This is a genomic window from Butyricicoccus pullicaecorum, from assembly GCF_002160355.1.
Taxonomy (GTDB): domain Bacteria; phylum Bacillota; class Clostridia; order Oscillospirales; family Butyricicoccaceae; genus Butyricicoccus; species Butyricicoccus pullicaecorum.
Genome location: NZ_NFKK01000023.1, coordinates 20,782 through 31,619 on the forward strand (window position 1 = coordinate 20,782; position 10,838 = coordinate 31,619).

Below are 10,838 nucleotides of genomic sequence, written 5' to 3' on the forward strand. Positions count from 1 at the left end.
GCGCCCTTTTTTATAGTTTCAGTATAGTCTAGAACGGTCAAAATGTCAAGTCGGACGGTCGAATCGTACCGGAAAATCGGTACATTCTGAAAAAATACCCCAGTATTTGCTTTCCGGTTGCATCTTGCGCAAAATCCGATATAATTGTAATATAGAAGAATCCAAAGCACGAGAAAGACCGCGCGGCCCCCGCCGCGCTGTTTTTGAGAAAGGAGTGTGTCTGTGAACACGAAAGTTGGACTGATCTCGCTCGGCTGTGCCAAGAATCTGGTTGACTCCGAGCACATGCTTGCCCGACTGCGTCAGGCAGGCTGCGAGATTGTAGACGATATGAACGAGGCTGAGGTGGGTATTATCAACACCTGCGGCTTTATCGAGTCGGCTAAGGCCGAGGCGATCGAGACCATTCTGGAGACCGCCCAGTGCAAGCAGGGCAAAATGCAGGGTCTGGTCGTTACTGGCTGCCTGGCACAGCGTTACCGCGAGGAGATCGAGCGCGATCTGCCCGAGGTTGACGTCATCTGCGGCACGGGCAGTTATGAGGACATTGTAGAGGCGGTCGAGGCGGCCAGCCGCAAGGAAAAGCGTGCGTATTTCGGCCCGATGGACGGCGCCGATCTGGAAGGCGACCGCGAGCGCCTGACCCCGGGCTACACGGCATACTTTAAGATTGCCGAGGGCTGCTCGAACACCTGCGCATACTGCATCATCCCCAAGCTGCGCGGCAAGTACCGCAGCCGTGGCTATGATGCACTGCTGGAAGAGGCGAGAGCACTGTCGGATGCAGGCGTCAAGGAACTGATCGTCATTGCACAGGACATCACCAAGTACGGCATCGACCTGTACGGCAAGCGCCGTCTGCCCGAGCTGCTGCGCGAGCTGTGCAAGATGGATTTTACCTGGATTCGCCTGCACTACCTCTATCCCGACCAGATCACCGAGGAACTGATCGACGTGATCGCCGAGGAGGACAAGATCGTCAAGTATCTAGACATCCCGCTTCAGCATGTATCGAAGCGCATTCTGCGTGCCATGCGCCGACCGGGTGACCGCGACAGCCTGACCGCACTGATTAACAAGCTGCGCGAGCGCATTCCGGGTGTGGTACTGCGTACCAGCCTGATCGTCGGCCTGCCGGGTGAGACCGAGGAAGAGTTTACCGAGCTGTGCGAGTTCTTACAGGACGTGCGCATCGAGCGTGCAGGCGTGTTTGAGTTCTCGCCCGAGGAGGGCACGCCGGCAGCCGAGATGCCCGACCAGATCGACGACGAGACCAAGGAAAATCGCCGTCTGATCGTGGAGGAATTGCAGTCGGGCGTGATCGACGAGTACAATCTGTCCCGTGTCCATGAGGAAATGGACGTGCTGTGCGAGGGTTATGACGACGACGCGCAGCTCTATTACGGACGTACCTACGCCGATTCGGTGGAAGTCGACGGCAAGGTATGGTTTGCATCGGAAACGCCGTGCGGCGCGGGCGAATTTGTGCGCGTGCGCATTGACGACAGTCTGGGCGCCGATCTGTCCGGTGTCCGCGTGGGAGGTTGAGCAACATGACAACTGCCAATAAAATCACGCTGGTGCGCATCGCGATGATTCCGTTTTTCGTGGTATTCGCCATTCTCGGCGGTCCGAAGTATGACGCCATCGCGCTTGTGCTGTTCTGTCTGGCATCGTTTACCGACTTTCTGGACGGCTACATTGCACGAAAGTACAATCAGGTCACCGATTTCGGTAAGTTTGTCGACCCGCTGGCCGACAAGCTGCTCGTGACCGCAGCCCTTGTTATCTTCGTCGAGCGCGGTCTGTTTGCCGCATGGATGGTCTTTGTCATTCTGGCGCGTGAGTTCATCATCACCAGCCTGCGCAACGTCGCAGCGGCAAAGGGTCAGGTCATGGCGGCTGCATGGTCGGGTAAGGTCAAGACCTGCGTGCAGATTGCGGGTATCATTCTGATTTTCCTGTATGTGATTGCACTGCGCGGTGCGGTCGGATGCCCGAATTATTCCAATCCGGAAGGCGCGATTGCGGTCGTTACCTTGGGCACGGGCTGGCTGGCCAACCTGTCGGACGGTGAGACGCTCATGCTGCTGCCGACCATTGTGTCCTGGGTGGTAACGCTGGTAACCATCTACTCGGGCTATGACTACTTACATCGCAACTGGGCACTGGTTGCCGAGGGTGCGACGCGTCCCAAGGCGTAAAACATGAATACGATGATTTTACCCGAGGCGACCAACGCGACGGTCTTTGCAGTCGTCGGCAATCTGCTGCCCATCGCGATCGTGACCATCACGCTGGCACTGGTGTGCTACACCATCGGCGTCTGGGCGGAGCACCGCGCAGGCGTACTGAAAAAATGGCACGCGATTGTGTTCTGGCTGGGTCTGGTGTTTGACACGACGGGCACGACGGTCATGAGTCAGATTGCAAAGCAAAACGGCGGCGGTGGTTCCGGTCTGCATGGCGTGACCGGTCTGCTCGCCATCGTGCTCATGCTGTTCCATGCGGTCTGGGCGACCGTGGTGCTGGTCAAAAAGGACGCGCACAGACAGCAGAGCTTTCATAAATTCAGTATTTTTGTCTGGGTCATCTGGCTCATTCCGTATGTGCTGGGTATGATTCTGGGCATGCAGCATTAAAAAGAGAAACACAGAACGTCCTGCAAGGCTGCGGGGCGTTCTGCTTGCGAGAGGGGAAATTTTGATATGGCACAGACTACATTTCGCATGGCACAGCCCGAGGATACTGCGCTGATTCTGCACTTTATCCGTGGGCTTGCGGTATATGAAAAGATGGAAGATCAGGTCGTTGCGACCGAAGAACTGCTGACCGAATGGCTGTTTGAAAAGCAGAAAGCCGAGGTTGTCATCGGAGAGGCAGAGGGCAAACCGGTCGGATTTGCACTGTTCTTCCACAACTTTTCGACGTTTTTGGGACGTGCCGGCATCTATCTGGAAGATTTGTTTGTCGAGCCGAGCGAGCGCGGCAAGGGCTACGGCAAGGCACTTTTGACCCATCTGGCACAGCTCGCAGTCGAGCGCGGCTGCGGCCGATTGGAATGGTCGTGCTTGGACTGGAACCAGCCGTCGATCGACTTTTACCTGTCCATGGGCGCACAGCGCATGGATGACTGGACGACCTACCGCCTGACCGGTGACCGTCTGGCAGAACTTGGACGCGCAGAGTGAGGGAAGACGTTGAGAAAACCTTATCTTTCAAATGAAACTTTAGGCGTTCTGATGGTCTTTGCAGGCGGCTGCCTGTGGGAATTTTCGGGTGCATGCGGACAGTTTTTGTTCCAGAATAAGGGGATGGTGTCGTCGTGGCTGGTGCCCGTGCGTCTGCTCAGCGCGGGTATTATCCTGCTGGCTATTCTGGGTGCGACACGCGGCAAAGCGGTCTTTGACGTGTGGAAGGACAAAAAAGACGCAGTGCACATCGTTCTGTATGGCCTTTTGGGCATGAGCGGCTGCCAGTTCGCCTATTTTACCGCCGTGCAGTATTCCAACGCGGGCACAGCAACCGTTTTGCAGTACATCGGCCCGGCACTCATTCTGCTGTGGCTGTGCCTGCGGCAGCATCGACTGCCTTCGGCGCGTGAGACCGTCGGCCTGTGCCTTGCGCTTGCCGGTACCTTCTTGATCGCTACCCACGGCGACCCGACTTCACTTGCCCTATCTCCGCAAGGCCTGTTCTGGGGTCTGTGCGCAGCGGTGTTCGTCGCGGTCTATACCTTGCAGCCTGCACACCTGCTGTCTAAACACGACTCGGCAACCGTAGTCGGCTGGGGTATGCTGATCGGCGGTCTCATGCAGATGATCGTACTGCGTCCGTGGACGATTTCGGTCAAGGTGGATGGCGAAGTCATCTGGTATATGGCGCTCATCGTCATTGTGGGCACGATCTTGACGTTTACGATGTACCTTGACGGCATCAAGCGCATCGGCCCGGCGCGAGGCAGTATGATCTCGGCGGTTGAGCCGGTCTCGGCAGCATTGTTCGCGGTTTGTTGGCTGGGGACATCGATTACCAAAGTGGATTTGATTGGATTTGCGTGTATTTTGGCGATGATCTTGCTGCTGTCTAAACCGCAGAAGGTGAAGGACTAAGCACCGCACCCCTTATTGAAGCTTTCGCCAGCCTTTCTCGAAAGGCTGCGGGTTCTCAGGGCAGAGCCCTGAGTCGCATCCCGCAGGATGCGAAATACCCCTATTGATTCCGGCTAAAGCCGGAATCAACTAAACTTTCGTTTCAAAGCGCCGCCCGCAGGCGGTAAGATTCTCTTGCGGCTGAAAGCCGCTCATGAAAACCGTTCCATTGGGAACGGTTTTCTTTTTTTTGTATTTTTTAGTTCATTTTCCCTCGCGGGAGATCGGGAAAATGAAGAGGGGATTCCGCGCTCTGCGGAGCGCGTCTCAGGGCTCTGCCCTGAGAACCCGCAAACCTTTGAAAAGGTTTGATCCAAACTTCAATAGGGGGTGCGGTGCAGGGCTTCGCCTTGACAAATCATTCCTATTTGCGTATACTAAACCTATAATTGCATACCATCCGCAATGAACGGAAAGAGTACCCATTTTCGGCGCACCGCCAAAGAGAGAGACTCCCGAAAATTCAGGTTTCGGGCTGAAAGAGTTTCGCGGTCGAGCCTTGGGGAAAGTGCGTCCGGGAGCGGTGGGGGTAATGCCCCGCGTGCAGCGCCGCGTTAAGGCGCATTTGAGTGAAGCGTAAGAGTGGAACCGCGACCGCATTTTTTCGGCCGCCTCTTTGGGTTTTTGATGGTACCCGAGGAGGCGTTTTTTGTTTTTTCTGAGAGGAGAATGCATACAATGGGATGGGATGACCTCATCGACCTCGGCCTGGATCTCGCCGGTGGATTATTTGATCACGACGATACTCGAACCCGTGGGTTTGACGCCCTGGTCGTTTCCAGACGGGAAGACCAAAGTAAGTCCATCCGGCGCGGGCGTTATCTGCTGCATCTGGCACGCTTCACCGGAGAAAAAGGGTGGTACCGGTGCGAGGAACGCGACTTTTCCCGCATGGAACCGGGCACCTGTGCACATTTTGAGGTGAGAGACCCCGATTTTATCACAAGCTGTACGCGCTGGATGCGGACACCCGAACAAATTTCGCAAATGCTCATCGAAGATAAAGGAGACTGATACCCATGAAGCTGTTTAATACACTGACCCGTCAGAAAGAGGAGTTTGTACCGATTACCCCGGGCGAAGTCAAGATGTACTCGTGCGGCCCGACCGTCTATAACTATTTCCACATCGGCAACGCACGTCCGTTCATCATGTTCGATCTGCTCCGCCGTTACTTCGAGTACCGCGGCAACAAGGTAACCTTTGTACAGAACTTTACCGACATTGACGATAAGGTCATCAACAAGGCAAACGAGGAAGGTGTGACCTACGATGTCATCGCTGACCGCTATATTAAGGAGTACTTTGTCGACGCAGAGGGTCTGGGCATCAAGCGCGCAACCGTGCATCCGCGTGCGACCGAGACCATGGACGCCATCATCGACATCGTCAAGACCCTGATCGATAAGGGTCATGCATACGTTGCCGAGAACGGTGACGTTTACTTCCGCACCAAGACCTTCTCCGAGTACGGCAAGCTGTCTCATCAGCCGCTCGAAGATCTGCAGGCCGGTGCACGTATCTCGGTCGGCGAGATCAAGGAAGACCCGATGGACTTCGCGGTTTGGAAGGCAGCAAAGCCGGGCGAGCCGTCTTGGAAGGCACCCTGGGGCGAAGGCCGTCCGGGCTGGCACATCGAGTGCTCGGCGATGGTCAACAAGTACCTCGGCCCCACGATCGACATTCACTCGGGCGGTCTTGACCTGACCTTCCCGCACCACGAGAACGAGATTGCACAGTCCGAGTGCGCAAACGGCTGCACCTTTGCACATTACTGGCTGCACAATGGCTTCCTGACCATCGACAACGAGAAGATGTCTAAGTCCAAGGGCAATTTCTTCATGGTACGCGACGCAGCCAAGGAGTACGGCTACGAGACCATCCGTATGTTCATGCTGTCTGCACACTACCGCACCCCGCTCAACTACTCCGAGGAGTCGCTCAAGATGAACAAGGCGTCTCTCGAGCGTCTGTACGAGGCACGCAACAACCTGGAATTCCGCATTTCCAAGGCACAGGGCGAGACCCCGACCGCAGAGGAAGCCGAGGCACTGGCGTCCCTCCAGCAGTACAAGGAGAAGTTCATCGAGGCGATGGATGACGACATGAACACTGCAAACGCACTGTCTGCTATTTTCGAGCTCATGCGTGAGATCAACGCATACTCGGGCAGCCATGCGGACGCAACCCTTGCATACCTCAAGGGCGCATACGACCTGTTCATGGAGCTGACCGGCGTACTGAACATCGTGCAGAAGCATGAGGACGCAGGCGAAGACCCGGACAAGGCAAAGATCGAGGAGCTGATCGCACAGCGTGCCGCAGCAAAGAAGAACAAGGACTTTGCCGAGGCCGACCGCATCCGCGACTATCTGCTGAACGAAATGGGCATCGCGATTAAGGATACCCGTCAAGGCGTACAGTGGAGCCGCGTATAAACCCCAAAAATCAAACCCCAGCGTAAATTTCCCGTCCTGATTTTACAGGAGAAAGAGAGGATACCCTGGATGAAAAAGACCAAACGAGCATTGGCGGCGCTGTCCGCGCTGACCCTCACCCTGTCCCTGACCGCGTGCGGCGGAGGTGGACAGCAGAGCACGGGTGATTCCGGTACGGATGCCATGACCCCGGCCGAGCGGGTTGCGGCAGCCGAAGAGAAGATGAGTGCGCTCACCAGCCTGTCCATCGACATGACGCAGGACATCGGCATGTCGTTTGCGATGGCTGACCAGTCGCAGGAGCTCAACATGAGCACCAAAATGCAGATGGACGTCATCCAGGAACCCCTCAAGGCAAAGGGCACCATGCAGATCGACATGGGCGAAGAGCTGGGCGGCGTGCAGGACGTGGAACTGTATATCATGTCCGAGGACGACACGGCCAATGTGTATATGCAGATGGGCGGTCAGTGGATCAAGCAGTCGGTGACCGAAGCCGAGCTGGGACAATATGACGCGGCAGACTCGCTCGAACTGTATCTGGACAGCGCAGCAGACTTTGCCGAAGCAGGCACCGAACAGGTCGGCGGTGCGGACGCGACCAAGTTCACCGGTGTCATCAAGGGCGATAAGCTGTACGATGTCATCGAGGAGAGCGGCGTGCTGAGCTCGCTGGGGCAGACCGGCACCGACGTATCGGAAGACGCGATCAAGTCTATGCTGTCCGAGCTGGGCGACCTGCCTATGAGCGTCTGGATCAATGCAGACGGCTACCCGGTACAGTACGAGATGGACATGAGCCAGATGATTGACTCGATCGTGCAAAACGCATTGGAAGCGGAAGGTGCAGCCGATCAGGGTATGACCATGACGGTATCCAAGGCGGCTATGTCTCTGACCTGCTCGAATTTCAACGCGGTGGAAGACTTTGAACTGCCCGCCGAGGCGCAGAACGCGACTGCGGCTTAAAAGAACCCCAAGGGGAGCGGAAATCCCGCTCCTCTTTTTTTACCCTTTTTCGAGGCTAGACAGGCTGTACAAAAGACAACAGACAATTTTGTTTATATAGAATTCTTTATTGTGTTGATTTATTTTCGGAAAGATGATAGCATGAATTCAAATTTATTGTCGATTGAAATGGACGGAATAGGATTGCGTCCTGCGTGCACGACTCGGGAGGGATTTAATTATGACGCGCATGAAACAATATTTGATTTATCTTGCACTTGCTGTGGCGGTCGTGCTGTTTGTGCTGAGTGTGGTCTTGCATGTCTTGCCTGACTGGTATGTCTGGCTGAGTGGTGTGCTGGTCTTTGGCAGCAATCTGGTCGAGCGCATGAGCGAGCAGTCTGGAAAGTGGTCGGGGTGGACGATCGTTGTCTGCATAGAGACCATTCTCTCCCTGCTTGTATTCCTCAAACATTTACTCGGTTTATAATAATGTCGTTAAGGCGTGCATGGCTGATCGGTCGTGCACGCTTTTTTGTAAACAATTTTGCACCAATACCCTGCGTCTCTTGACAGATTTCTGACCGGTCATGTAAACTGGCAATCAGAGATATCAAATAAATCTGAAAGGAAAATGCTATGTTCAGATGGATTTGCAGGATGTTTTTGACCCTGTTTTTGCTGTGCCTAGCATGCGTGGGCTTGCTGGCCTATGCGTACTGGGTAGAACCGAACATGCTTGTCGTGCGCTCGGTGGAAGTAGAGAGCGACCAGGTGACCCAGCCTTGCAAGATCGTATTTTTCACCGATACGCATTTCGGCCAGTACTATGACATCAGCCATGCGCGCAAGATCACCGACCAAATCAACGCCTTGGAACCGGATATTGTGGTTTTCGGCGGGGATTTGCTCGACCACTATCTCAGAGACCGCGACCAGATGGATTTATCCAGCCTTTCGGCTGCTTTTGCTGAGATCGAGGCAAAGGCGGGCAAGTTTGCCGTCTGGGGAAACCATGACTACGGCGGAGGCGCTGCGCGTGTTTACGAGGATGTGATGGAGGCGAGCGGGTTCGAGGTCTTGGACGATGAGAGCCGGCTGTTGTCCGATTACGGTATTCGCGTGATCGGCTATGATGACTTGCTGATGGGACAGACGGACGATTCGCTGTACACGCTCAAAAGTCAGGCGTTCAATGTGATTGTCGCACATGAGCCGGTCATCGCGCAAAAGATCGAGAGCAGCAGTCAAAATCTGGTGCTGACCGACCGCTTGCTGCCTGCCGGGTCGGGAGAATTCCGAAAGGGATTTTATGACGCGCAGGAGATCGGGACGGACGCAGACTTACAGATGTATACCAGCAGCGGAATCGGCATGACCAGATACCCGTTCCGCTTCCTGAATGCACCTGAGATTGTGGCAATCAACGTACACGCCGCGTGAATCGCGTAAGCGCAGGACGGAAAATATCGTTGCGGCGTCCGGCGCGGGTGTGCTATCATAAGGCTGAACGAAAAAGATGGAACCAACCGAAAGGAGAGGTGTTATGCGCTATCAGGCAGTGCTGTTTGATTTCGACGGCACGTTATTTGACACCGAACATGACGAAATGACCGCGCTTTCGGCGCTTGTGACTCAGGCGACCGGCGTTGAGCCGCCGAAAGACAAGCTGCTCAAGACCTTTGGCATGACCGGGCCGGACGGCATCCGTTTTCTGGGCTGCAACGAGGAACAGGCCGCGTGGGTCAAGCCGCGCTGGCATGAAGCGTCGCTCAACGCGCTCAAAACGACCCCGGTATTCGAGGGACTGACCGAAGTGATCGAGATTCTGCACCGAAACGGCGTGCGTATGGGCATTGTGACCTCGCGCGGCGTGAGCGGTGTGGACATGGGACTGACTTCACGCGGACTGACCGCATATTTTGACACCATCGTGAGTCAGAAGGACACGGTTTTGCACAAACCGCATCCCGATCCGCTCATCGAGTGCCTGAAGCGGATGGACATTGCGCCGCAGGATGCAATTTATATCGGAGACAGCCCCGGCGATATGCAGGCATCCGAGGCGGCGGGCATGGCGAGCGGGCTTGCGCTGTGGGGCACTCATCAGCCCGACCTGCCGTGTACCTACCGGCTGGCGCATCCGCGTGACATTCTGACCATCTGCGAGGTGGAGGGATGAAACCGGCTGCACCCAAACTGCCGCGCGTACTGGATGAAACGATCGACTGGCAAGCCTGCCAGCGGGACGGACGGGTACGCGGTGCGCATTTAAAGGGACTGGACTTGTCGGACGCAGATCTGGAAGAGATGACCTTTGACCGCTGTGTGCTCGAACAGTGCCGCCTGACCGGTGCGAATCTGGAACGATGCAGCTTTACCGATGTCAAGCTGACCGGCTGTGAGCTGTCGGGCGCAAATTGCGCGAATGGGATATGGACGCGCTGCACGTTTGCCGATTGCCGCATGCTCGGGGCGAACTTTTACGGCGCAGGTCTGCACGACGTATGTTTTGAGGATTGCCGCATGGAGGACAGCGACTTTTGCGCCTCGCGGTGGAAAAAGACCGCCCTGCAAGGCTGCCGCCTGATGCGGGCACGTTTGAGCGAAGCCGCTTTGCAGGACTTCACCGCACAGGACTGCGACTTTGACGGTGTGAACTTCTTTCGAACACCGCTGTCGGGCATTGACTTTTCGCGCTGCACGCTGGAGGGCATCCAGGCGGCAGGGCAGGAGCTGCGCGGCATGATGGTGAGCGAGCGGCAGGCAGCTGGACTTGCACGCCTGCTTGGCATTGTCATTCGAGAAGATTGACCTGCGCACCCGGGCTGGTTTTGGCTGGCTAGGGTGCACAAAAAATATCTCCGGTTTTTGTGCAAAAGGGATTGACATTGTATGCCTGGAGTGGTATTCTATATAAGCTGTCTCCGAGAGACGGCCACCACAATGAAAGAAGCGTCACGACGATTTGAAACTTTTTGAATAATGGGTCAAGAAAGTAGAAAAAAGTTGTTGACACGGGCTTCCCGGTGTGGTATTATAAATAAGCTGACCACACGGGCAGCGAAACCGGACGAAAAGTTTGGAAAAGTTCAGATTTAGCGATTCGGAGCGCGAAAAACTTCGAAAAAAGTTAAAAAGAGCTTGACAAACGAAAGTGAGTCTGGTAAAATAAATAAGCACTTCACCGAAAGGTGAGCGCTTAAAAAAACTTTAGCGGTTGGTACCTTGGTCAATTTCCTGATGAAATTGACACGCGGTACAAAAAATCGCTGAAGGCAAAGATTTTTTGTACCTTGTA

At 55.3% G+C, this 10,838-nt stretch carries 13 protein-coding genes; 12 read left to right on the plus strand and 1 reads right to left on the minus strand.

Annotation, left to right across the window (positions count from 1 at the left end; genetic code table 11):
* The first annotated feature begins 222 nt into the window (after nt 1–222).
* The 12 genes from rimO to B5F17_RS13315 all read left to right on the plus strand — a co-directional run bounded on the left by rimO (nt 223) and on the right by B5F17_RS13315 (nt 10,351).
* Complete coding sequence (rimO, locus tag B5F17_RS13260) at nt 223–1,548, plus strand: 30S ribosomal protein S12 methylthiotransferase RimO (protein WP_087374541.1); 1,326 nt, start codon at nt 223–225, stop codon at nt 1,546–1,548.
* Nucleotides 1,549–1,553: 5 nt separating this feature from the next.
* Entirely contained in the window at nt 1,554–2,204 is a 651-nt protein-coding gene (gene pgsA / locus B5F17_RS13265) for a CDP-diacylglycerol--glycerol-3-phosphate 3-phosphatidyltransferase (RefSeq protein WP_087374543.1), read from the plus strand.
* 12 nt (nt 2,205–2,216) lie between these two features.
* Nucleotides 2,217–2,642: an HsmA family protein gene (locus B5F17_RS13270; protein WP_407922598.1), complete on the plus strand. Its 426-nt coding sequence runs from the start codon at nt 2,217–2,219 to the stop codon at nt 2,640–2,642.
* 66 nt (nt 2,643–2,708) lie between these two features.
* Nucleotides 2,709–3,191 (plus strand): GNAT family N-acetyltransferase, encoded by a 483-nt coding sequence (locus tag B5F17_RS13275; protein WP_087374547.1) that lies wholly within the window; start codon nt 2,709–2,711, stop codon nt 3,189–3,191.
* Nucleotides 3,192–3,200: 9 nt separating this feature from the next.
* Nucleotides 3,201–4,112 (plus strand): DMT family transporter, encoded by a 912-nt coding sequence (locus tag B5F17_RS13280; RefSeq protein ID WP_242968769.1) that lies wholly within the window; start codon nt 3,201–3,203, stop codon nt 4,110–4,112.
* 717 nt (nt 4,113–4,829) lie between these two features.
* On the plus strand, nt 4,830–5,165 hold the full coding sequence (locus B5F17_RS13285) for a hypothetical protein (protein ID WP_087374551.1): 336 nt from the start codon (nt 4,830–4,832) through the stop codon (nt 5,163–5,165).
* Nucleotides 5,166–5,170: 5 nt separating this feature from the next.
* A complete protein-coding gene (gene cysS / locus B5F17_RS13290; protein ID WP_087374553.1) occupies nt 5,171–6,589 on the plus strand; it encodes a cysteine--tRNA ligase in 1,419 nt (472 codons plus the stop codon).
* Between the two features lie 69 nt (nt 6,590–6,658).
* The gene (locus tag B5F17_RS13295; RefSeq protein ID WP_087374555.1) at nt 6,659–7,558 is read left to right on the plus strand and encodes an SCO4651 family lipoprotein; all 900 of its coding nucleotides are present in this window, start codon (nt 6,659–6,661) and stop codon (nt 7,556–7,558) included.
* Between the two features lie 220 nt (nt 7,559–7,778).
* Entirely contained in the window at nt 7,779–8,027 is a 249-nt protein-coding gene (locus B5F17_RS13300) for a hypothetical protein (RefSeq protein WP_087374557.1), read from the plus strand.
* Nucleotides 8,028–8,176: 149 nt separating this feature from the next.
* A complete protein-coding gene (locus B5F17_RS13305; RefSeq protein ID WP_087374558.1) occupies nt 8,177–8,980 on the plus strand; it encodes a metallophosphoesterase in 804 nt (267 codons plus the stop codon).
* A gap of 103 nt (nt 8,981–9,083) precedes the next feature.
* Nucleotides 9,084–9,719, plus strand: a complete 636-nt coding sequence (locus B5F17_RS13310; RefSeq protein ID WP_162608190.1) for an HAD family hydrolase — start codon at nt 9,084–9,086, stop codon at nt 9,717–9,719.
* A complete protein-coding gene (locus B5F17_RS13315; protein WP_087374562.1) occupies nt 9,716–10,351 on the plus strand; it encodes a pentapeptide repeat-containing protein in 636 nt (211 codons plus the stop codon). The genes B5F17_RS13310 and B5F17_RS13315 overlap by 4 nt, the downstream gene beginning before the upstream one ends.
* A 284-nt stretch (nt 10,352–10,635) precedes the next feature.
* On the opposite strand, the gene B5F17_RS15025 is transcribed toward B5F17_RS13315, so the two are convergent.
* Nucleotides 10,636–10,838 (minus strand): hypothetical protein (locus B5F17_RS15025; RefSeq protein ID WP_206396738.1); only part of this gene is annotated, 203 nt, incomplete at its 5' end.

What these genes read in the sequence shown, in the direction of transcription:
- B5F17_RS13285 (WP_087374551.1), top strand. Translation starts at nt 4,830, where the DNA reads ATGGGATGGGATGACCTCATCGACCTCGGCCTGGATCTCGCCGGTGGA.
- pgsA (WP_087374543.1), top strand. Translation starts at nt 1,554, where the DNA reads ATGACAACTGCCAATAAAATCACGCTGGTGCGCATCGCGATGATTCCG.
- B5F17_RS13270 (WP_407922598.1), top strand. Translation starts at nt 2,217, where the DNA reads ATGATTTTACCCGAGGCGACCAACGCGACGGTCTTTGCAGTCGTCGGC.
- B5F17_RS13275 (WP_087374547.1), top strand. Translation starts at nt 2,709, where the DNA reads ATGGCACAGACTACATTTCGCATGGCACAGCCCGAGGATACTGCGCTG.
- B5F17_RS13315 (WP_087374562.1), top strand. Translation starts at nt 9,716, where the DNA reads ATGAAACCGGCTGCACCCAAACTGCCGCGCGTACTGGATGAAACGATC.
- cysS (WP_087374553.1), top strand. Translation starts at nt 5,171, where the DNA reads ATGAAGCTGTTTAATACACTGACCCGTCAGAAAGAGGAGTTTGTACCG.
- B5F17_RS13305 (WP_087374558.1), top strand. Translation starts at nt 8,177, where the DNA reads ATGTTCAGATGGATTTGCAGGATGTTTTTGACCCTGTTTTTGCTGTGC.
- B5F17_RS13310 (WP_162608190.1), top strand. Translation starts at nt 9,084, where the DNA reads ATGCGCTATCAGGCAGTGCTGTTTGATTTCGACGGCACGTTATTTGAC.
- B5F17_RS13295 (WP_087374555.1), top strand. Translation starts at nt 6,659, where the DNA reads ATGAAAAAGACCAAACGAGCATTGGCGGCGCTGTCCGCGCTGACCCTC.
- B5F17_RS13300 (WP_087374557.1), top strand. Translation starts at nt 7,779, where the DNA reads ATGACGCGCATGAAACAATATTTGATTTATCTTGCACTTGCTGTGGCG.